The organism is Variovorax sp. GW458-11-26-14-LB1, from assembly GCF_059423965.1.
In genome coordinates this window covers 29137-50758 of the sequence record NZ_JBWKYW010000043.1, presented here as the reverse complement: position 1 = coordinate 50758, position 21622 = coordinate 29137, and the positions used below count along the sequence as shown (strand labels likewise).

Here is a 21622-nt window from a genome sequence, read left to right as displayed (position 1 = left end):
TCTACCGTCACACGGGCTCAGAAGGGCTTCACCACCACCAGGATCACGATGCCCAGCAGCAGCAGCACGGGCAACTCGTTGAACCAGCGGTACCAGCGGTCGCTGCGGCGGTTGCCGCCCGCCGCAAAACGGCGCAGCAGCACGCCGCAGCCATGGTGGTAGCCGATGGCCACCAGCACCAGGGCCAGCTTGGCGTGCATCCAGCCGTTGCCGGGGCCGCGCCCGATGCCGTAGCCCAGCCAGAGCCAGGCGCCGAACACCAGCGCCGGCACGGCCAGGAAGGTGGTGAAGCGCAGCAGCTTGCGCGCCATCAGCAGCAGGCGCTCACGCTCCGCGACCGACTCGGGGGGCACCATCGCCAGGTTGACGAAGATGCGCGGCAGATAGAACAGCCCGGCAAACCAGCTGGCAATGAAAACAATGTGAAGAGATTTGACCCAGAGCATGGCGGCAGTTTAGTGGTGGCTGCACACTGGCCCCTCTTCGGGGCCCTTTGCCAAGGTTTCGGGCAAAAAAAAGCCCGACGTCTTCACGTCGGGCTGGGAAGCCCTTTTGCTGTCACACATCAAGGCACCCGCTCAGGGAGGAAAAGCGGGGAGCGGCAAGCCGCCCGCTTCAGAATTTAACAAAGACGAAACAAGGTTTCAAGCGATTGAGGCAGTTTCTTTGACTTTTACAACAAAAATCTAGAACTTAAGTTCTATTAATTTCCGTAGTTGTCAGACAACTTGCCTCCAGCAGCGCTGGGCTGCGATTTCGCGCTTCAGGCACAATTTTAGATATATGACGTCACCATTTTCCCCGCTCGCGATGTTCCCCGCCGGCCGCCCGCGACGGCTGCGCCGCGATGCCTTCACCCGCAACCTGGTGCGCGAGCATGCGCTGACGACGAACGACCTGATCTACCCGGTGTTCGTGCAGGAAGGCGAGAAGCGCCGCGACGCCGTGCCCTCGATGCCCGGCGTGGACCGCCTGAGCCTGGACCTGCTGCTGCCCGTGGCCGAGCAGTGCGTGCAGGCCGGCATCCCGGTGATGGCGCTGTTCCCGGTGATCGACGCCAGCCTCAAGACGCCCGCAGGCGACGAGGCCTTCAACCCCGACGGCCTGATTCCCCGCGTGGTGGCCGCGCTCAAGGCGCGCTTCCCCGAACTGGGCGTGATGACCGACGTGGCGCTCGACCCCTACACCAGCCACGGCCAGGACGGCCTGCTCGACGACACCGGCTACATCCTCAACGACGCGACCGTTGAAGTGCTTGTGAAGCAGGCACTCACACAATCGCAAGCTGGCGTCGATATTGTGGCACCGAGCGACATGATGGACGGCCGCATCGGCGCGATCCGCACCGCGCTCGAAGCCCGCGGCGACATCCACACGCGCATCATGGCCTACAGCGCCAAGTACGCCAGCGCCTTCTACGGCCCCTTCCGCGACGCCGTCGGCTCGTCCGCCACGCTCGGCAAGAGCAACAAGAAGGTCTACCAGATGGACCCGGGCAACAGCGACGAGGCGCTGCGCGAGGTCGCCATCGACATCGCCGAAGGCGCCGACATGGTCATGGTGAAGCCCGGCATGCCCTACCTGGACATCGTGCGCCGCGTGAAGGACGAGTTCCGCGTGCCGACCTTCGCCTACCAGGTGAGCGGCGAGTACGCCATGCTGAAGGCCGCGGCCCAGAACGGCTGGCTCGACCACGACGCCGTGGTGCTCGAAAGCCTGCTGGCCTTCAAGCGCGCCGGCGCCGACGGCGTGCTGACCTACTTCGCGCTTGACGCCGCCCGGTTGCTACAAAAATAATAGCTACTGCGGCATACCTGCCGCACCTCCACGGCACTTCTGGCGTGGAAGAAGAACCACCGGGGGCGAGTGTCCATGCGCATCTTCGAAATCAGCCGCTCGCAGGTCAGCGAGCACGCCTCGCTGGCGCCGCTGGCCGTGCCGGGCGCCTGCGCCGCCGCCAGCTACCTCTGGATCTCGCTGACGCGCGACGAATTCCGCGCGGCCCAGCCCGAGGTGCAGCAGATCCTGCAGACGCTGTGCCAGACCCAGCTGGTCGACCTGCACGTGGCCGACCTGCTCAACGACCAGCTGCCCTCGCACTACGACTACACCTCGCTGTACGACGTGCTGGTGTTCCGCCGCCTGGCCACGGGCAACGGCCAGGACAGCGCCGAACCCTCACCCTCACCGCCGCAACGCCCGTCGCGCGGCGGCCCGCCGGTGCTGCGCCGCATCGACACCCGCCCGGTCGGCTTCGCGGTGTTCGACCGCGTGCTGCTGTCGGTGCACCCCGAGGACGGCACGGTGCGCGACGCCTTCGCCGCCCGGCTGCTGGCGGCGGCCTCGTCCGACGACCGCGGCACGCCGGCGCTCGACGTGCGCGCCACCTCGGCCCGCCTGCCGGCCAGCCCCGCCGACCTGATGCTGCGCATCGTCAACCTGATCGTCGACGGCTACCTCGACATGCGGCGCGAGCTCACGAAGCAGCTCGACCACTGGCAGACCGAGCTCATCGACCCGCGCAGCCGCTTCACCAACTGGAGCGCGCTGATGGAGGCGCGCCAGTCGCTGCACCGCCTGGACGAGATCTGCGAAGACCAGCGCGCCGCCATGCAGGACTGGATCGATTCGCTCGAAACCCTGCCCGTGCCGCAGGGCGAGACCGCGCAGCGCGAGCGCGACCTGATCATGGTGCGCAGCCGCGACGTGCTGGAGCACATCCAGCGCGTGGTGCACCACGTGCACCGGCTCGAGCAGAACGCCGAGACCGCCGTGCAGATGCACTTCAGCGTCCAGGGCCACCGGGCCAACGACATCATGCGGGTGCTGACCGTGCTCACGGCCATCTTCCTGCCGCTCAACCTCATCGCGGGCATCTTCGGCATGAACTTCGAGTTCATCCCGCTGGTGCACAAGGCGGACGGCTTCTGGATCGCGATGTCGGCCATGCTGGTCATCGCGGTGCTGCTGGTCCTGATCTTCTGGCGCAAGCGCTACCTGGCCCGCACGCGCTGAACGCCCATGAAAAAAGCCACGCAAATGCGTGGCTTTTTTCTGGTCAGCTCTGACCGCCCCGGAAGGCGGCTGGCTTCGCGGCCAATTACTTGGCGACGGCGCCCGAACCTTGCTGGGCTTGAACGCGTGCGTCCATCGGGTTCACCATGGTCGAGATGACCTTGCTGTTGACGCGCGAACCCGAGGTCACGTTCTGGTCGGGAGCGTAGGCGGTGCGGATGGCTTCGGCTTCGACGATCGAACGGTCCTTCGACACGGCCACGGTTTCCGCGCCGCGCGAACCACGCACGACGTTCTGGTTCGGGGCTGCGGCGGTGCGCTGGGCTTCGGCGTTGACTTCGTCGCGGCTCTTGGACGAGATCACTTGGGTCACGCCTTGGTACGTCTCGGCTTGGGCGCCGGTGGCGGCCAGGAGGGTCAGGGCGGCGGCTGCGAAAATGTGCGAGGTCTTCATGTCTGTTCCTTGTGTTCGGCTAGATGGATGTCCACCAGGCTTGCACGTTGGCTCGCCTGTGCGGCGAGTGTCAGCCGGAATTCCTTCGGGAAAACACTCGGTTCAGAGACACGGTGTTTCCTGTAGCGAAACAATCAGTCAACAAAGTCGTGCACGCAAAAAAACCGGGCGCAAGGCGCCTGACTGCTTCCGGCTTACACCAGAACCCCGCGCCGGTCCTATCCGGCAAAACCCCCGAGAATCGGCACACCGCGCTCCCTCGCGAAAAACAACGGGTTTCACTGACATGGACAGTCTCGATCTGATCAAAACCTTCCGGGAAGTCGCTTCGCACGGCAGCTTCTCCCAGGCCGCCAAGCGGCTCGACATGTCGAAGGCCACGGTCAGCAAGTACGTCGCCGAACTCGAAACCCGCTTCGGCGTGCGCCTGCTCAACCGCTCCACGCGTTCCGTGAGCCTCACCGACGCCGGCCAGCTGCTGCTCGAGCGCAGCACGCCGATGCTCGAAATGGTCGAGCTCACCCAGGCCGAGCTGCAGGAGCGCGCCAGCCAGCCCGGTGGCCGGCTGCGCATCTCGGCGCCGCACGGCATGGGCAACGGCGAGTTCCCCGACCTGCTGGCCGACTTCATGCGCCACTACCCCGACGTGAGCATCAGCCTGCAGCTGACCAACCGCACCGTCGACCTCGCCGAGGAAGGCATCGACGTCGACATCCGCAGCGGCCCGGTGGAAGACGCCAACCTCATCGTGCGCAAGCTGCGGCTCATCCACATGGTGGTCTGCGCCTCGCCGGTCTACTGGAAGAAGCACGGCAAGCCCGCGCACCCGCAGGAGCTCGCCCACCACGAGGCGCTGACCCATTCGCTGCTGGGCACGCAGCCCGCGTGGCGCTTCGATGACAACGGCCAGCCGCTGGACGTGCAGGTCAAGAGCCGCATGGACTGCACCGAAGGCGCGCCGCTGATCCGCGTCGCGATGCGCGGCTTCGGCGTGATCTACCTGCCCTCGCTGCTCGTGCAGTCGCACATCGACAGCGGCGAGCTGGTGCCGGTGCTCGAAGGCTATGCGCGCAAGGACATGTGGCTGTCGGCCGCCTACCTGCAACGGCGCCACAACAGCGCGGCGCTGCGCGCACTGCTCGACTTCCTGCAGACCCGGGTCGGGGCCAAGAAATAGAAATGAAAAAGCCCGGCACTGCCGGGCTTTTTTCTTGAAACGTACCGGATCAGCCGACGTGCTTGGCAAAGAAGGCCAGCACGCGTTCACGCGCCGGCTTCGCCGCCTCGGCGTTGTACGAACCGCGCTGGTCGCAGTTGAAGCCGTGGTCGGCCTCGTAGACATGCACTTCCACCTCGGGGTGCGCCTTCTTGAAGGCCTCGATGGTGTCCAGCGGAATCCAGTGGTCGCGGTTGCCGAACTGCGCGAGCACCGGCACCTTCGGCTGGCGTGCGCTTTCTTCCGGCGTCGTCATGCCGCCACCGTAATAAGGTGCGGCAGCGGCCAGGCCCGGCAGCAGGGCCGCTGCGCGCCAGACCAGCAGGCCGCCCCAGCAGTAACCGACGATGCCGACCTTGCCCGCCTTCGAGGCGTAGGCGATCGCGGCTTCGAGGTCCTGCAGCACGCCGGGCGCGGGCAGCGCCTCGACCGCGGTCTTGTAGCCGAAGCCGGTCTTCATGTCGTCGTCGCTGTAGCCCAGCTCGACGCCGGGCTTGACGCGGTGAAAGGTCGACGGCGCCACGGCCAGATAGCCGTCAGCCGCATAGCCGTCGGCCACCGAGCGGATGTGCGAGTTCACGCCGAAGATTTCCGGCACCACCACCACGGCACCGCGCGGCGTGCCCGTGGGCTCGGCCACGTAGGCGGGAAAGGTGAAGCCATCCTTGGCGGTGAGGTCGATGAATTGGCCCATGGGGTTCTCCTGAAACGATGGAATGAAAAAGAAAAAGCGGGTCGGCTTGCGCCGTTACGCGCGCAGCGCCCGCTCGACGAAATCGAGCCGGTCCTGGCCCCAGAAGATCTCGCCGTCGATCACGTAGCTCGGCGCGCCGAACACCTGGATGTCGATCGCTTCCTGCGTGTAAGCCTCGTAACGCTCCTGCACCGCCTGGCTCTGCGATTGCTCGGCGCGCTTGACCGGCAGGCCGCATTCCGCGACCAGGGCTTCGAGCAGGTTCGGGTCGCCGATGTTCCGCTCCTGAACCCACACGGCCGCGAACACCGCCGCGCTGATGCGCATCGCGGCCTCGGTGCCGTCGTGCATGTCGACCGCGATGATCAGCCGCGCCGCATCGTCGCCGGCCACCGGAAAGAACTTCGGCTTCGGGTTCAGCGGCAGGCCCAGGTGCTTCGAGAAGCGCGCCAGCTCGAGCAGCCGGTAGGCCTGGCGCTGCGGTGCGCGCTTGCCCAGCGGCAGCCCGCCCGACACAGGGAACACGCTGCCCATGTCGATGGGCCGCACGCGCACGGTGGCGCCGGCGGCCGCGGCGATGGCGGCAAAGCGGGTATGCCCCAGATAGGTCCACGGGCTCTGTGGCGCAAAGTAATAGTCGATGGTCTTGTGCATTCAGTAACCTCCGTGCTGCGCACTGCGGTGCGAGCTGGCTTGGGGCGGCGCGGTGCTCGCGCTGATGCGCCAGCCCTCGGTGATGTAATCCAGGCCGTCGGTTTTAACTGACGCACAGTTTCTCTGCAGGAGGTGGGATTTGGACCAGGTGCTCTTGATCACCGGCGGTGGGCGCGGCATTGGTGCCGCCACGGCCTTGCTCGCCGCGAAGCGCGGCTACGCCGTGGCCGTGAACTACGCCAGCAACTCGCTGGCCGCCGACGAGGTGGTGCGCACCATCCGCGCGGGCGGCGGCACCGCCATGGCGGTGCAGGCCGACGTGGGCGACGAAGCCCAGGTGCTCGCGATGTTCGCGAAGGTCGACGCCAAGCTCGGGCGCCTCACCGCACTCGTGAACAACGCCGGCGTGGTCGACGTGCAGGCGCGCGTCGACGAGATGAGCGTGGCGCGCCTGGAGCGCATGTTCCGCATCAACGTGATCGGCAGCTTCGTCTGCGCCCGCGAAGCCGTGCGCCGCATGAGCACGAAGCACGGCGGCGAAGGCGGTGCCATCGTCAACATCTCCAGCGGCGCCGCGCGCATCGGCTCGCCCGGCCAGTACGTCGACTACGCGGCCAGCAAGGCAGCCATCGACACCTTCACCATCGGCCTGGCCAAGGAAGTGGCCGACGAAGGCATCCGCGTGAACGCGGTGCGCCCCGGCGTGATCGACACCGACATCCACGCCTCCGGCGGCCAGCCTGGCCGCGCCGCCGAGATGGGCCCAGGCGTGCCGATGAAGCGCAGCGGCACCGCCGAAGAAATTGCCGGTGCCGTCCTGTGGCTGCTCTCGCCCGAGGCCAGCTACACCACCATGGCCCTGCTCGACGTGACCGGAGGACGCTGAGCCATGAGCACTTCCATGGACCTCATCAAGCCGCTGGTCACGCTGGTGGCCATCGTCAATCCGCTGGCCATCGTGCCCTTCTTCATCCACTACACGCAGGACTATTCCGACGCCCAGCGCAAGCGCACAGTGCGCATGTCGGCCTTCAGCGCCTTCGTGGTCATTGCCGTGAGCGCGCTCATCGGGCTGCAACTGCTGTCCTTCTTCGGCATCTCGATCGCGAGCTTCCAGGTCGGCGGCGGGCTGCTGCTGCTCATGAGCTCGATCTCGATGCTCAACGCGCAACCGGCCGAGAGCAAGACCAACGTCGACGAGCTGCGCGCGGTGGAAGTGAAGGCGTCGATGGGCGCCTCCATCGCGGTGGTGCCGCTCACGATTCCGCTGCTCACCGGCCCGGCCGCGATCTCCACGGTGGTGATCTACGCCGACAAGACACAGCACCTGTGGGAGCTGGGGCTGCTGGTCGGCTATGGCGTGGTGGTGGCGCTGGCGACCGCGCTGGCCTTTTCGCTCGCGCAGCCGATCGCGCGGGTGCTCGGCAAGACCGGCATCAACATCATGACGCGGCTGATGGGCCTGATCCTCGCGGCGCTCGCGGTCGAGGTGATGGCCGACGGGCTCGGCAAGCTGTTCCCGATCCTGTCGAAAGTCGCCTGAACAGGTTCGTTCAGGCCAGCATCTTCTCGATGACCTTCCAGTGCGCGGGCTCCACCGGTGTGATCGACAGCCGGTTGCCCTTGCGCAGGATGACCAGATCGGCCAGCTCGGGCCTGGCGCGCAGCTCGGGCAGCGACAGCAGCCGCGTCTTGCGCAGCGCCTGCACGTCGACCAGCAGCCAGCGCGGGTCTTCCTTCTTCGCGCCGGCGTCGTAGTACGGCGACTTCGGGTCGAACTGCGTCGGATCAGGCTGGATGCCGGAGGCCACGCGCGCGATGCCGGCAATGCCGGGCTCGGGGCAGCTCGAGTGATAGAACAGCACGCCGTCGCCGACCTTCATGCCGTCGCGCATGAAGTTGCGTGCCTGGTAGTTGCGCACGCCGGTCCACGCCACGGTGGCATCGGGCGCGGCGAGGGCATCGTCGATCGAGACCTCGTCGGGCTCGGATTTCATCAACCAGTACTGGGGCATGGCGGCAGTCTCGCGAAGGGGATTTCGCGGAATATAGCCGCTCGCCCCCAGTACGGTACCGGGGCGAGCCTCGCTTACGGTGTCACGTAGTCAGACACGACGACCCACTTGCCGTCCTTGATCTGCGACAGCCGCGACTGGTCGTTGCCCAGGCGCTTGGTGGCGGTGTAGGTGCTCTTCGGGCTGCCGAACATGTCGGGCTCGAAGGTGATGCTGTCCATCGCCTTGATGAAGCTGTCAGTCGTCAGGTTCGGGCCGGCCTTGGTGGCGGCCTTGATGAACGAGTCGATGATCACGTAGCCGTACACCGAGAACACGGTCGGGTCTTCGTTGAACTTGGTCTTGTACTTGTTGGCCCAGAAGCGCAGCGGCTGCGACTGCTCGTCGGTGTAGGGGTTCTGCACCGTCATGGTGGCGTACACGCCGTCCATAGCCTTGCCGCCCAGCTTGTGGATCAGATCGGTGTAGGCCGCGCTCGAACCCAGGAAGGTCGGGTTGAAGCCGGTCTTGCGCGACTCGCCCACCGTGCCGATGGTCTCGCGGATGATGGTGCCGAGCACCACGAGGTCGCAGTTGGCGGCCTTCATCTTGGCGACCTGCGAGCTGAAGTCGGTGGCGCCGCGCTTGAACGAGGTCTTCTCGGCCAGCTCCATGCCCGCGGCCTTCAGGCCGGCCTCGGCGCCGCGCTGCACTTCCAGGCCGAACTCGTCGTCCTGGTAGATCGTGCAGACCTTCTTGGCGCCCTTGTCCTTGATCATCTTGGGCAGCGCCAGGCGGATCTGGTCGTAGTAGGTGGCCGCGAACGAATACTTCAGCCGGTTCAGCGGCTCGTACATTTCGCGCGCCGCGGTGATCGGCATGTAGTTGACGACGTTCTTGTCGAACTGCACCGGCATCGCCGCCATGTTCTGCGCCGTGCCGATGTGGCCGGCCATGATGAAGATCTTTTCCTGGTTGACCAGCTTCTGCGCCGCCAGCACCGCCTTCTTCGGGTCGTAGCCCGAGTCTTCGACGAAGAGCTTGAGCTTGCGGCCGTTCAGCGTGCCCTGCTCGTTGAGCTCGTCCACGCGCAGCTGCATGCCGTTGCGCGCCTGCTTGCCGAAGCCCGCCAGCGGACCCGACAGATCCTGGATGGTGCCGATGCGGATCTCGTCCTTGCTCACGCCCTGCTGCTGCGCGGACGCGAGCGTCGCGATCAAGCCCAGCACGGCCAGCGTCGTCAATGTCTTGAGCTTCGTCATAGCGTTGTCTCCTCGGGTTGGCAAAAAAGAGGTCAGCGGTACATGGCGTCGATGCGCTGCGCGTACTTGGTCTGCACCAGCTTGCGCTTGAGCTTCATCGTGGGCGTGAGCTCCTCGTCCTCGGCGCTGAGCTGCGTCTCGAGCAGGAAGAACTTCTTGATCTGCTCGACGCGCGCGAACTTGGCGTTGACGCGATCGATCTCACCCTGGATCAGGTCCTGCACTTCCTGCGTGCGTGTCAGGCTCTCGTAGTTGCTGAACGGCACGTCGTGGTCCTGCGCAAACTTTTCGACGTTCTCCTGGTCGATCATGACGATCACCGTGAGGTAGGGCCTCTTGTCGCCGATCACCACGGCATCGGTGATGTAGAGGCTGAACTTGAGCTCGTTCTCCAGCTCGCTCGGGGTCACGTTCTTGCCGCCTGCCGTGATGATGATGTCTTTCATCCGGTCGGTGATGCGGAAATACCCGTCCTCGTCCATCACGCCCACGTCGCCCGTGTGCAGCCAGCCGTCGGCGTCGATGGTCTCGGCGGTTTTCTCGGGCAGATTCAAATAGCCCATGAAGACATTGGGGCCGCGCACCAGGATCTCGCTGGTGGCCGGATCGATGCGCACCTCGTTGTAGCCCGTGGCCGGGCCGATGGAGCCCGGCTTGATGCGGGTGACGGGCACGGCGGTGGAGGCGCCGCACGACTCCGTCATGCCCCACACCTCGAGCATGGGCACGCCCAGCGCGAGGTACCACTTGACCAGCTCGGGCGAAATGGGCGCCGCGCCGGTCACGAGAAAGCGCGCGCGGTGGATGCCGATGAGCTTGCGCGCGTTGTCCAGCGCCAGCAGCCGCGCGAGCCGGAACTTCAGGCGCAGCCCCGTGCCGATCTCCTGCCCCGCGAGCACCTTGTTGGCAATGGTCTCGCCCACGCCGATGCTCCAGTGGTAGGCGGCCTGCTGCAGCGGGCTGGCCTCCTTCAGCGCGATCATCACGCCCGAATAGAACTTCTCCCACACGCGCGGCACGCCGGTGAACACCGTGGGCGCGATCTCGCGCACGTTCTCGGGCACCGTCTCGGGGTTCTCGACGAAGTTGAGGATCGAGCCCGTGTACATCGCGAAGTACTCGCCGCCCATGCGCTCGGCGATGTGGCACAGCGGCAGGAAGCACATGCGCTCGTCTTTCTCGTCCTGCGCGATGAGCGTGTTGTAGCCGCGTGCGGTGTACACCAGCCCCGCGTGGCTGTGCATGGCGCCCTTGGGCTTGCCGGTGGTGCCCGAGGTGTAGACAAGAATGGCCAGGTCTTCGGGCCGGCAGGCCGCCACGCTGCGCTCCACCGCCTGCGGGTCGCCCGCCAGGTGCGTGCGGCCGAGGGCGCGCAGCGCATCGAGGCTCATCACGCCCGGGTCGTCGAGCTCGCGCAGGCCTTCCATGTCGAACACGACCACGCGGCGCAGGCCGGGCAGGCGGGCGCGCACCTCGAGCGCCTTGTCGAGCTGCTCGTCGTCTTCCACGAAGAGCACCGTGGTGCGCGAGTCTTCGCACAGGTATTGCACCTGCGAGGCGGCGTCGGTCGGGTAGATGCCGTTCGACACACCGCCGCAGCTGAGCACGGCCAGGTCGGCCAGCACCCATTCGATGACGGTGTTGGAAAGAATGGACGCGCACTCGCCGCGCGTGAAGCCGATGGCCTGCAGCCCGGCCGCGATCTCGCGCACGGCCTCGGCCGTCTGGCGCCAGCTCCAGCTGCGCCAGATGCCCAGCTCCTTCTGCCGCATCCAGATGTTGTCGCCGCGCTGGCGCACGGCGTTCCAGAACATGGCCGAGAGCGTGTCGCCGGGCACGAGGATGTCGTGGCCGGGTTCGATGGTTCGCAGATCCCAGAGTCCTTGCATGGCGACGGCTACCTCCAGGTCTTCTTCTTTTTCCAGCGCCGCTCGCCGCGCACGCCGTCGTCCTTGACACCGAGGTAGAACTCCTTGATGTCGTCCTTTTCGCGCAGGCGCTCGCACGAGTCTTCCATCACGATGCGGCCGTTCTCCAGCACATAGCCGTGGTCGGCGGCATTGAGCGCCATGTTCGCGTTCTGCTCCACCAGCAGGATGGTGGTGCCGCGCTCGCGGTTGATGCGCACCACGATCTCGAAGATCTCCTTGGTGAGCTTGGGGCTCAGGCCCAGGCTGGGTTCGTCCAGAAGGATGAGGTGCGGCGCCGCCATGATGGCGCGCGAGATCGCCAGCATCTGCTGCTGCCCGCCCGAGAGCAGGCCGGCGTCCTGCGTGGCGCGCTCGCGCAGGATCGGGAAGTAGGTGAAGACGGTCTCGATGTCCCGCGCCACGCCGTCGCGGTCCTTGCGCGTGTAGGCGCCCATCAGCAGGTTGTCCTTCACCGACAGCAGCGGGAACACCTCGCGCCCTTCGGGCACGTGGCTCAGCCCCTGCTGCACGATGAAGGCCGGGTCTTTCGCCGTGATGTCCTGCCCCTGGAACTCGATGCTGCCCTTGCGCGGATCGATGATCCCCGAGATGGTCTTGAGGATCGTCGTCTTGCCCGCGCCGTTGGAGCCGAGCACGGTGGCGATCTCGCCCTTGCGCACCTTCAGGCTCACGCCGCGGATGGCCTTGATCGGGCCATAGGCGCTCTCGACGTTGAGCAGTTGAAGCACGACGTCGCTCATGCGCGCACTCCCTGGTTCGAGGCAGAACATTCGAAACGCACAGAACACTCACGCCACCACGAAGCCCGGTGCGCGGTGCGGCGTGGGCGCCCCCTCTGTGCCGCCGAGGAGCGCAGCGTTTCGCGGATCAGGGCTCGCAGCTGTTTGAGCGAAGCGAGTTCTGCGAGACCCCGCGAAACGCGAGCACCGCAGGGGAGCCGCGCAGCGGCCGGCGCAGTGGGGGCGACCGCGCCGTGCCGCGCACCGGGCGCCTCCAAAGGGGTAACGAAGAAGCAAGTCACGCCACCACCCTCCGCAAACTGCTCACGTCATCCACAGTCCCAAGGTAAGCCTCGATGACCCGCGAATCGGCCTGCACCTCGCGCGGAGACCCGGTAGCCAGCACCTCCCCCTGGTTCATCGCCAGCACGCGATCCGACACCTTGGAAACCAGCGACATGTCGTGCTCGACCATCAGCACCGACACCCCCAGCTCGTGCTGGATGTCCTGAATCCAGAACGCCATGTCCGCCGTCTCCTCGACATTGAGCCCCGAAGAAGGCTCGTCGAGCAGCAGCAGCTTGGGCTCGGTGCACAGCGCGCGCGCCAGCTCCACCACCTTGCGAACGCCGTAGGGCAGCCCCGCCACCATCGAGTCGCGGTAGTGCTGCAGGTCGAGCAGGTCGATCACCTGCTCCGCCTTCTCGCGCGCCGCGATCTCGGCGCGGCGCGTGGCCGGCGTGAAGAACACCTCGCTCCAGAAGCCCGTCTGCCGGTGCGTGTGGCGCCCGATCAGCAGGTTGTGCAGCACCGTCGCATGCTCGAACAGCTCGATGTTCTGGAAGGTGCGTGCAATGCCCAGTGCGGCAATCGCGTGCGGTGCCTGCTGCGTGAGCGCGATCGCCCCGCCCGCCTCGCCATGCCAGGTGATCTCGCCCGTGGTCGGCGTGTAGATGCGGCTGATCAGGTTGAACACCGTCGTCTTGCCCGCGCCGTTCGGGCCGATGAGCGTGAACACCTCGCCGCGCCGCACGTCGAAGCTCACCTTGTTGACCGCCAGCACGCCGCCGAAGCGCACGCTCAGGTCTTTCGCGGAAAGAAGGACGTCGTTGCTCATCTCAGCCGGTCCGATTTGGTGAACGACTTCTGCCGCTTGAACAGCCCCTTGCGGTAGAACGGGAAGAGCTGCAGCCAGGTGCGGATCTTGAGCCAGCGCCCGTACAGCCCCAGCGGCTCGAACAACACGAAGGCGATCAGCACCAGCCCGTACACCAGCCCCTGCAGGCCGGGTGCCTGCCCGACCACCGCCGGCAGCCAGTCCTTGCCCATCGAGATCAGCTGCGGCATCGCGATGAGAAAAATCGCACCGAGGAACGCGCCGTGCACCGAGCCCAGCCCGCCGATCACCACCATCAGCAGCAGGTCGATCGACTGCAGGATGTTGAACTGGTCCGGCGAAATGAAGCTCAGCTTGTGCGCATACAGCGCACCGCCCAGCCCCGCGAGCGCGGCCGAGATCGCGAACGACATCGTTTTGTAGCGCGCCAGGTGGATGCCCATGCTCTGCGCCGAAATCTCCGAATCGCGGATCGCCACGAAGGCGCGCCCCGTCGGCGAGCGCAGCAGGTTCAGGATGCCCAGCGTGGACACCACCGCGACCACCAGGCACAGAAAGTAGAAGCCTTCGCCCGAGCCCAGCGACCAGCCGAACAGCTGCGGCGACTTCACATGCAGGCCCGCGTTGCCGCCCGTCACGCTTTCCCAGCGCGCGAACACCTCCTCGACGATGAAGCCGAAGGACAGCGTCGCGATGCCCAGGTAGATGCCCTTCACGCGCAGCGCCGGCATCGCCACCACCACGCCCACCGCCGCCGAGAGCGCCGCCGACGCCAGCAGCGCGAGCGGAAACGGCACGCCCATGTTCGTCAGCACCCCTTGCGTGTACGCGCCCGTTCCGAGAAACGCCGCGTGCCCGATGGAGAACTGCCCCGTGAAGCCCGCCAGCAGCATCAGCCCCAGGCCGACGATGCCGTAGATCAGCACGAAGGTCAGCTGCGCGAGCCAGTACTCGTCGATGACCCACGGCGCGACGAGCAGGAAGGCCACGAGCAGGCTGTACCAGAGCACGTGGCCGCCGTGCCGCGCGAGGCGGATGTCCTGGTCGTAGCTGGTCTTGAAGATGAAGCGCATGGGATGTTCAGACCTTCTTGCGCAGCTTCTCGCCGAACAGACCGTTCGGCTTGATCATGAGCATCAGCAGCACCACGATGTACGGCGCCGTGTCCTTGAAACCATCGGGCAGGTAGAAGCCAGCGAACGACTCGACGATGCCGATCACCAGCCCGCCGACGATTGCGCCCGGCAGGCTGCCGAAGCCACCGACCACCGCGGCCGGAAAGGCCTTCAGTCCGATGAAGCCCATGTTGGCGTGCACGAAGGTGATGGGCGCCAGCAGCATGCCGGCGATGGCTGCCACGGCGGCGGCGAGCCCCCACACCAGCCCGTTGAGCCGCTTCACCGGAATGCCCATGTAGTAGGCCGCGAGCTGGTTCTGCGACGAGGCCTGCATCGCGATGCCCAGCTTGCTGTAGCGGAACATGGCGTACAGCAGGCCGCACAGGATCGCGGTAGCGATGATGATCACGAACTGCTCCAGGTTCACCACCAGCTCGCCCAGCTTCCAGATCTGGTCCTTGTAAGGCACGGCCAGCGTGTGGGTGTCGGTGCCGATGCCCGGCACCATGGTGATCAGGCCGCGCGCCACGTAGGCGATGCCGATGGTCAGCATCACGATCGAGAACTGCGGCTGCCCGAGGATCGGGCGGATCACCACCAGCTCGAGCAGCACGCCGAAGGCCGCCATGGCCACCACGGCCAGCAGCGCCGCGAGCCAGAACGGCATGCCGAACAGCGACATGCCCGCGAAGGCACCGAACGCGCCGAGCATCATCAGGTCGCCCTGCGCGAAGCTCACCGTTTCGGTGGCCTTGTAGATCAGCACGAAGCCCAGTGCGATGAGCCCGTAGATGCACCCTTGCGCGATGCCCGACAGCAGGAGTTGGAGGATCTGCATGCGATGCCGTCCCGCCTGCGCTTACTGCCGGAACCCGCCGGCCGCGTCGTGCAGCGCGAGGCGGCGCGAGCCCGCCACGATGTCGCTGGGCTTGAGCCCGTAGACCTGGCGGATCGAATGGCTGAAGTGCGTGGAGTCGGGGTAGCCGGTGTCCAGCGCGATGTCGGTGAGCGTGCCGCTCTGGTGCACATAGCGCAGCAGGCTGCGCGCGCGCTTCCAGGCCCGGAAGCCGCGAAAGGCCATGCCGGTCTCCTGCTTGAACAGGTGCAGGAAGCGCGAGAACGACAGGTGCACCGAGGCCGCGCAGTCTTCCGCCGAGGCGGGCGCGGCCGGGTCGGCCACGAGCATGTCGACCACCTTGCGGATGCGCGCGTCGAGCGGGCGCGACGTGAGCGGGCCGTCGAAGAACAGCGCGTCGAAATCGAAGCCGTCGAAGTCGATGCCGCGCGCCGAGGCCGCCAGCAGGTGGGCATGGACCTCGCGCATGCGCTGCACGAAGGCCGGCGCATCGACCGGGCCGCAGTGCTGCAAAAAGGCCGGCATGCGCGCGGGATCGACCGACTCCGATTCGATCAGCAGGTTGAAGATCAGCGGACAGGCGCTCTCGACCTGGTGCGGCACGTGCGGTGGCACCACGATGAACTCGCCGCTTTGCCAGGCCCCGCCGCCGATGCGGATGCGGTTGGGCGGCGCACCGGCGGGCGACACGTACACGCCGTGCCCGCCCATGGCGCGCTCGGCCGCGGCGCCGAGCAGCCCGGCGTAGAAGACGCGTTGCGGCGTGAGCCACATGAGGCGTTCGCCCTGCCGTGCATCGCCGCCCGAAGGCGTCGACGTCCTGGTTCGCTGCATGGTGTCTGTCTCCTGCATCGGTCGACGACGTCCGACCGGGGGGTGGCGCCGTGTTCGCTGGATCGTAGCGGCGGGGGCCTTGCGCGCGGCATCCATTTGCGCGGGGACTTTCCCTAGGCCGGCGCGAACGCGCGGCGCAGTTCCGCCGCGCACAACGCGACGGCGGTGTGGGCCTCGTCGAGCACCTTGCCCATGGTGATGAAGCCATGGATCTGGCGCTCGAAGCACACGTAGTTCGCGCGGTTGCCTGCGGCCGTGAGCGCCTCGGCATACGCCGCGCCTTCGTCGCGCAGCGGGTCGTAGCCGGCCGTGAGCACGAGCGCGGGCGGCAGGCCCGCCAGGTCGGTGTGCAGCAGCGGCGAGGCGCGCCAGTCGAGGTCGTGCTTCGCGTCGGTGATGTAGTGGTCGTGGAAGTAGGTCATCGTGTCGCGCGTGAGCAGGTAGCCCTGCCCGTTCGCCTGGTGCGACGGATGGCCGCGGCGCATGTCGGTGGCCGGGTAGATCAGGAGCTGGAACACGATCGGCAGGTCACCCGCATCGCGCGCGGCGATCGACGCCACGGCCGCGAGGTTGCCGCCCGCGCTGTCGCCGCCCACCGCGAGGCGGCTCGCATCGAGCCCCAGTGCGGCAGCTTCGCGGCGCACCCAGCGCGTGGCGGCGAGCACGTCGTCCACGGCGGTGGGAAAGCGGTGCTCGGGGCCCATGCGGTAGTCGACCGCGACCACCGCGCAGCCCGCGCCGTTGGCCAGCTCGCGGCACAGCACGTCGTGCGTGTCGAGGTCGCCGATGACCCAGCCGCCGCCGTGGTAGTACACGAGCACCGGCAGCGGGCCCGGGCCTGCGCCGAGCGGCTTGTACAGCCGCACCGCAATGGTGCCGTGCGGCCCGTCGGCGGCGAGGTCGCGCACCTCGGCGACCTCGGCCGGCAGCGGCTGCGTGGCGGTGCGGCGCTCGCGGTAGTAGGCCCGCGCGTCGGCGGGCGACAGGGTGTGGGTCGGCGGAATGCCGCGCGCTTCGATGAAATCCAGCAAGGCGCGCGCCTGGGGATGCAGCATGGTGTCTCCGGTGAATCGAACGGAGCGCTCAGTGTGGAGGGCGGGGCGCCTGCGGGCTATCCGCATGCACCCGCACCCGACCGGCGTCCTGGCGACAAGACCCGCACCATGCCCGCACCGCTGCGGGGTCGCTTGCGAAAACTGGCTACCGGGGCCCGGCTCGCGGGTTCACCCGGAGGGTTCGGTCGCTCAGGCCGTGCGCGGCTTCACGCGCGAGGCGGCTTCCTTGGCCAGCTTGCGGGCCGTGTCGGTGTCGGCCGCATGCACCAGCGCCACGCCCATGCGGCGCTTGACGAAGCTCTCGGGCTTGCCGAACAGGCGGATGTCGCTGCCCGGCACCTGCAGCGCCTCGGCCACGCCGTCGAAGGCGATGCCGGTGGCGTCCACGCCGCCGTAGATCACGGCGCTGGCGCCCGGGCTCTTGAGCGAGGTGTCGACCGGCAGGCCGAGGATGGCGCGCGCATGCAGCTCGAACTCGTTCTGCCACTGCGTGGCCATGGTGACCATGCCGGTGTCGTGCGGGCGCGGGCTGACCTCGCTGAACCAGACCTCGTCGCCCTTCACGAACAGCTCGACGCCGAACAGGCCCTGCCCGCCCAGGTCGGCCGTGACGGCCTGCGCGATCTGCTGCGCCTTCTGCAATGCGGCCGGCGCCATGGGGTGCGGCTGCCAGCTTTCCACGTAGTCGCCGCTGACCTGCACGTGGCCGATGGGGTCGCAGAACTTCGTTTCGACGGCACCGGCCGCATCCTTGGCGCGCACGGTCAGCAGCGTGATCTCGTAGTCGAAGTCGATGAAGCCCTCGACGATCACGCGGCCGTGGCTCACGCGACCGCCGGCCATGGCGTAGTCCCAGGCCTTCTGCACGTCGGCCGGGCCGTCGATCTTGCTCTGGCCCTTGCCGGAGCTGCTCATCACGGGCTTGACGATGCAGGGGTACCCGATGCCGCCGTCGATGGCGGCCTGCAGCTCGGCCAGCGAGTCGCAGAACTTGTAGGGGCTGGTGGGCACGCCCAGCGTCTCGGCGGCCAGGCGGCGGATGCCTTCGCGGTCCATCGTGAGGCGGGCGGCGCGGGCCGTGGGAATCACGCGCACCACGCCCGCGTCTTCCAGCTGCTGCAGCATGGGCGTGGCGATGGCCTCGATCTCGGGCACCACCAGCGTGGGCTTCTCGGCCTCGATGAGCGCCTTGAGCTGGTCGGGGTCGCTCATGGTGATGGTGCGCGCGTGGTGCGCCACCTGCTGGCCGGGGGCGTTCTCGTAGCGGTCGACGGCGATGGTCTCGACGCCCAGGCGCTGCAGGGCGATCAGCACCTCCTTGCCGAGCTCGCCGGAGCCGAGCAGCATCACGCGGGTGGCGGAAGGGGACAGGGGGGTGCCGAGGGTGGTCATGCGAGGGCTCGAAAAAATGGGGTTGAAAACAATCGCAGCACTGTAAGCCACCCCGGGCCGGTGTCGCCCACGGGAACGGCGGCCCCTCCGGGCTGATTCACAATGACCGCCATTGCGCGACGGCGGCCTTGCGCCCGCCCTCGCCTCCGATTTTCTTTTTTTGTTTCAAGGAGCATTTTTCATGACGATTCAGACTGTGGGCATCATCGGCGCCGGCACCATGGGCAACGGCATTGCCCAGGCCTGCGCGGTGTCGGGTGTCAACGTGGTGATGATCGACGTGGCCCAGGCCGCCGTCGACAAGGGCATCGCCACCATTTCGGGCAGCCTCGACCGCCTGATCAAGAAGGAAAAGCTCACGGCCGAGCAGAAGGCCGCCGCGCTGGCGCTGGTCAAGGGCTCGACCGACTACAACGACCTGAAGGGTGCGCAGCTGGTCATCGAGGCCGCCACCGAGAACCACGCGCTCAAGCTCAAGATCCTCAAGCAGGTGGACGAGCTGGTGGGCCCCGAGGTGATCATCGCGTCGAACACCTCGTCGATCTCGATCACGCAGCTGGCCGCCGCCACCTCGCGCGCCGACCGCTTCATCGGCATGCACTTCTTCAACCCGGTGCCGATGATGGCGCTGGTGGAGCTGATCCGCGGCTACCTCACGAGCGACGCCACGCACGACGCGGTGAAGGCGCTGGCCGAGAAGCTGGGCAAGTCGCCCATCACGGTGAAGAACGCGCCGGGCTTCGTGGTCAACCGCATCCTGGTGCCGATGATCAACGAAGCCTTCTTCGTGCTGGCCGAGGGCCTGGCCACCGCCGAGGACATCGACGCCGGCATGAAGCTGGGCTGCAACCAGCCCATCGGCCCGCTGGCGCTGGCCGACATGATCGGCCTGGACGTGTGCCTGGCCGTGATGGAGGTGTACCTGGAGCAGTTCGGCGATTCCAAGTACCGCCCCTGCCCGCTGCTCAAGGAAATGGTCGCCGCCGGCCAGCTGGGTCGCAAGACCGGCCGCGGCGTCTATACGTACTGATCCGGCATTTCATAAAAACAAGGAGACAAGCAACGCCATGACCGCCACCCCCACCACCCCGCCCGCCGAAGGCTGCATCGACACGCAGGTGCTCGACCACGTGCTGCTGATCGGCATCAACCGCCCCGCCAAGCGCAACGGCTGGACGCCGCCGATGTTCAAGCAGCTGGCCGAGGCCTACACGCGGCTGGACGACGACCCCAGCCTGCACGTGGGCGTGCTGCATGCCTTCGGCGACCACTTCACGGCGGGCCTGGACCTGCCGGCGGTCACCGAGTACATGAAGCGCGGCGAGAAGGCGATCCCGGCCGGGCTGGTGGAGCCGCACGACTTCGGCCTGGAGGGCTACCGCCGCCGCACCAAGCCGATGGTCGCGGCCGTGAAGGGCATCTGCTTCACGGTGGGCATCGAGCTCATGCTGGGCGCCGACATCGTGGTGGCGGCCGACAACTGCCGCTTCTCGCAGATGGAAGTGCAGCGCGGCATCATGGCCACGGGCGGCGCCACGCTGCGCATGGCCGAGCGCGCAGGGCTGGGCAACGCGATGCTGCACCTGCTCACGGCCGACGAATTCGACAGCGCCGAGGCCTATCGCCTGAACTTCGTGCAGAAGGTGGTGCCGGCCGGCCAGGAGCTCGACGCGGCGCTGCAGATCGCGCAGCGCATCGCGGCCCAGGCGCCGCTGGCCGTGCAGGCCACGCGGCTCAACGTGCTCAAGGCGATCGAACACGGGCCGCTGGCGGCCGTGGCGGAATTCATCGAGACGCAGAAACGCCTGTCGAACAGCGAGGACGCGGCCGAGGGCGTGCGCTCCTTCATCGAGCGCCGGCCTGCGCGTTTCAGCGGCCGCTGAGGCTGTTGATTTCCGTTCCGTTTCTGTCGTCCACTGGAGCCCGTTGCATGCCCTCTTCTTCTGTGTCGTCGTTTCTCTTCTTTCAACGCACGGCGCTGGCCGCCGCCTTCACCCTTCTTGCCGTGAACACCAGCCTCGCCCAGACCCCGCCGGCGCCCGCGCTGCCCGATCCCGCCGCCACCTCGGTCGAGGCGCTGGGCTGGATGCAGGGCTTTCCGCCGCCGCCCGACAAGCAGATCACCTTCGACAACCCGGTCGGCGGCGTGTACCCGCGCATCCGCTGGAGCTTCTCGCACGTGCGCGAGACGGTGCCCACGGCCAACGTGTGGCGCGGCCCCGGCGCCGCCAGCCCGCTGCCGGCGGCCACGCCGCGCATCGACATCGAGGCCGTGCGCTTCCAGCCCCTGGGCGGCGGCGAGGCGCAGACCTTCGGCCAGATGATCGCGCGCACCTACACCGACGGCATCCTGGTGCTGCACCGCGGCCAGGTGGTCTACGAGAAGTACTTCGGCGCGCTCACGCCCGAGCGGCCGCACCTGGCGATGTCGGTCACCAAGTCCTTCGTGGGCACGCTGGCGGCCATCCTCGCGCAAGAAGGCACGCTCGACCCGTCGGCGCCGGTCACCAAGTACCTGCCCGAACTCAAGGACACGGCCTACGGCGACGCCACCGTGCGCCAGGTGATGGACATGACCATCGGCGTGCGCTACTCCGAGAACTACGCCGATCCGAAGGCCGAGGTCTGGGACTATGCGCGCGCCGGCGGCATGCTCACGCAGGGCGCCAACTACACGGGCCCGAAGTCGTTCTACGAATTCCTGGCCACGCTCAAAAAGGAAGGCACGCACGGCGACGCCTTTGCCTACAAGACGGTCAACGCCGAAGTGCTGGCCTGGATCGTGCGCCGCGCGTCCAACCGCTCGCTGGCCGACCTGCTGAGCGAGAAGATCTGGCGCCGCATCGGCGCCGAGCAGGACGCGTACTTCATGGTCGACCGCATCGGCACCGAGTCGGGCGGCGGCGGCCTGAACACCGTGCTGCGCGACATCGCGCGCTTCGGCGAGACGCTGCGCAACGGCGGGCGTGCGCCCAACGGGCAGCAGGCGATCGCCAAGGCGGTGGTCGACGACATCCAGCGCGGCGCCGACCCGGCCAAGTTCGCGAAGGCGGGCTACGCGCTGCTGCCGGGCTGGAGCTACCGGAACATGTGGTGGGTCTCGCACAACCCGCACGGCGCGTACATGGCGCGCGGCATCCACGGCCAGAGCATCTACGTCGATCCGAAGGCCGAAATGGTGATCGTGCGCTACGCCGCGCACCCGATCGCCGCCAACGCGGGCAACGACCCGCTCACCCTGCCCGCCTTCCAGGCCATGGGCGAGGCGCTGATGAAGCCCGAGCCCTGATGAGGCGGTGAGAAGAAGGAAG

At 67.3% G+C, this 21622-nt stretch carries 22 protein-coding genes; 8 read left to right on the top strand and 14 right to left on the bottom strand.

Annotated elements, in window-relative coordinates:
• Positions 1–17: 17 nt before the first annotated feature.
• A complete protein-coding gene (locus AC07YS_RS23985) occupies positions 18–446 on the bottom strand; it encodes a CopD family protein (protein WP_062478845.1) in 429 nt (142 codons plus the stop codon).
• Positions 447–783: 337 nt separating this feature from the next.
• Here AC07YS_RS23985 and hemB point away from each other — a divergent pair, with 337 nt between their 5' ends.
• Positions 784–1797: a porphobilinogen synthase gene (gene hemB, locus AC07YS_RS23980; protein WP_235944285.1), complete on the top strand. Its 1014-nt coding sequence runs from the start codon at positions 784–786 to the stop codon at positions 1795–1797.
• 75 nt (positions 1798–1872) lie between these two features.
• Positions 1873–3015 carry a magnesium transporter CorA family protein gene (locus tag AC07YS_RS23975; protein ID WP_495268048.1) on the top strand — a complete coding sequence of 381 codons (1143 nt, stop codon included), beginning with the start codon at positions 1873–1875 and terminating at the stop codon, positions 3013–3015.
• An 85-nt stretch (positions 3016–3100) separates the two neighbouring features.
• On the opposite strand, the gene AC07YS_RS23970 is transcribed toward AC07YS_RS23975, so the two are convergent.
• A complete protein-coding gene (locus AC07YS_RS23970) occupies positions 3101–3469 on the bottom strand; it encodes a hypothetical protein (RefSeq protein WP_062478764.1) in 369 nt (122 codons plus the stop codon).
• A gap of 286 nt (positions 3470–3755) precedes the next feature.
• Here AC07YS_RS23970 and AC07YS_RS23965 point away from each other — a divergent pair, with 286 nt between their 5' ends.
• Positions 3756–4646 carry a LysR family transcriptional regulator gene (locus AC07YS_RS23965; protein ID WP_070061881.1) on the top strand — a complete coding sequence of 297 codons (891 nt, stop codon included), beginning with the start codon at positions 3756–3758 and terminating at the stop codon, positions 4644–4646.
• A gap of 49 nt (positions 4647–4695) precedes the next feature.
• On the opposite strand, the gene AC07YS_RS23960 is transcribed toward AC07YS_RS23965, so the two are convergent.
• Both AC07YS_RS23960 and AC07YS_RS23955 read right to left on the bottom strand, forming a co-directional pair.
• Positions 4696–5379: a dienelactone hydrolase family protein gene (locus tag AC07YS_RS23960; RefSeq protein WP_495268047.1), complete on the bottom strand. Its 684-nt coding sequence runs from the start codon at positions 5377–5379 to the stop codon at positions 4696–4698.
• A 54-nt stretch (positions 5380–5433) separates the two neighbouring features.
• Positions 5434–6033, bottom strand: coding sequence for a 2-hydroxychromene-2-carboxylate isomerase (locus AC07YS_RS23955; RefSeq protein ID WP_495268046.1), 600 nt, complete (start codon positions 6031–6033; stop codon positions 5434–5436).
• A 139-nt stretch (positions 6034–6172) separates the two neighbouring features.
• On the opposite strand from AC07YS_RS23955, the gene AC07YS_RS23950 reads away from it, so the two are divergent.
• Together AC07YS_RS23950 and AC07YS_RS23945 are read left to right on the top strand one after the other, a co-directional pair.
• Positions 6173–6919, top strand: a complete 747-nt coding sequence (locus tag AC07YS_RS23950) for an SDR family oxidoreductase (RefSeq protein WP_447747690.1) — start codon at positions 6173–6175, stop codon at positions 6917–6919.
• 3 nt (positions 6920–6922) lie between these two features.
• Positions 6923–7576 (top strand): MarC family protein, encoded by a 654-nt coding sequence (locus AC07YS_RS23945; protein WP_056576614.1) that lies wholly within the window; start codon positions 6923–6925, stop codon positions 7574–7576.
• A gap of 10 nt (positions 7577–7586) precedes the next feature.
• Here AC07YS_RS23945 and AC07YS_RS23940 read toward each other — a convergent pair whose 3' ends face one another.
• From AC07YS_RS23940 to purT, 10 genes are all read right to left on the bottom strand, one after another.
• Entirely contained in the window at positions 7587–8048 is a 462-nt protein-coding gene (locus AC07YS_RS23940) for an EVE domain-containing protein (protein ID WP_095950250.1), read from the bottom strand.
• Between the two features lie 74 nt (positions 8049–8122).
• Positions 8123–9289: an ABC transporter substrate-binding protein gene (locus AC07YS_RS23935; protein WP_062478783.1), complete on the bottom strand. Its 1167-nt coding sequence runs from the start codon at positions 9287–9289 to the stop codon at positions 8123–8125.
• Positions 9290–9321: 32 nt separating this feature from the next.
• Positions 9322–11178, bottom strand: a complete 1857-nt coding sequence (locus AC07YS_RS23930) for an AMP-dependent synthetase/ligase (protein WP_495268045.1) — start codon at positions 11176–11178, stop codon at positions 9322–9324.
• Between the two features lie 8 nt (positions 11179–11186).
• A complete protein-coding gene (locus tag AC07YS_RS23925; protein WP_056576626.1) occupies positions 11187–11960 on the bottom strand; it encodes an ABC transporter ATP-binding protein in 774 nt (257 codons plus the stop codon).
• Between the two features lie 277 nt (positions 11961–12237).
• On the bottom strand, positions 12238–13056 hold the full coding sequence (locus tag AC07YS_RS23920; RefSeq protein ID WP_095747054.1) for an ABC transporter ATP-binding protein: 819 nt from the start codon (positions 13054–13056) through the stop codon (positions 12238–12240).
• Positions 13053–14129, bottom strand: a complete 1077-nt coding sequence (locus AC07YS_RS23915; protein ID WP_062478791.1) for a branched-chain amino acid ABC transporter permease — start codon at positions 14127–14129, stop codon at positions 13053–13055. Before AC07YS_RS23915 ends, AC07YS_RS23920 begins: the two co-directional genes overlap by 4 nt.
• Before the next feature lie 7 nt (positions 14130–14136).
• The gene (locus tag AC07YS_RS23910; protein WP_062478794.1) at positions 14137–15012 is read right to left on the bottom strand and encodes a branched-chain amino acid ABC transporter permease; all 876 of its coding nucleotides are present in this window, start codon (positions 15010–15012) and stop codon (positions 14137–14139) included.
• 21 nt (positions 15013–15033) lie between these two features.
• Complete coding sequence (locus AC07YS_RS23905) at positions 15034–15864, bottom strand: helix-turn-helix domain-containing protein (RefSeq protein ID WP_495268044.1); 831 nt, start codon at positions 15862–15864, stop codon at positions 15034–15036.
• 113 nt (positions 15865–15977) lie between these two features.
• A complete protein-coding gene (lipP1, locus tag AC07YS_RS23900) occupies positions 15978–16919 on the bottom strand; it encodes a LipP1 family hormone-sensitive lipase (RefSeq protein WP_369630474.1) in 942 nt (313 codons plus the stop codon).
• 189 nt (positions 16920–17108) lie between these two features.
• Complete coding sequence (purT, locus tag AC07YS_RS23895) at positions 17109–18311, bottom strand: formate-dependent phosphoribosylglycinamide formyltransferase (protein ID WP_492686973.1); 1203 nt, start codon at positions 18309–18311, stop codon at positions 17109–17111.
• 181 nt (positions 18312–18492) lie between these two features.
• On the opposite strand from purT, the gene AC07YS_RS23890 reads away from it, so the two are divergent.
• The 3 genes from AC07YS_RS23890 to AC07YS_RS23880 are packed head-to-tail and all read left to right on the top strand — an operon-like array spanning position 18493 to position 21600.
• The gene (locus AC07YS_RS23890) at positions 18493–19341 is read left to right on the top strand and encodes a 3-hydroxybutyryl-CoA dehydrogenase (protein ID WP_390348149.1); all 849 of its coding nucleotides are present in this window, start codon (positions 18493–18495) and stop codon (positions 19339–19341) included.
• 37 nt (positions 19342–19378) lie between these two features.
• Positions 19379–20194 carry a crotonase/enoyl-CoA hydratase family protein gene (locus AC07YS_RS23885; protein ID WP_101491348.1) on the top strand — a complete coding sequence of 272 codons (816 nt, stop codon included), beginning with the start codon at positions 19379–19381 and terminating at the stop codon, positions 20192–20194.
• 47 nt (positions 20195–20241) lie between these two features.
• Complete coding sequence (locus tag AC07YS_RS23880) at positions 20242–21600, top strand: serine hydrolase domain-containing protein (protein WP_492730572.1); 1359 nt, start codon at positions 20242–20244, stop codon at positions 21598–21600.
• Positions 21601–21622 lie beyond the last annotated feature (22 nt).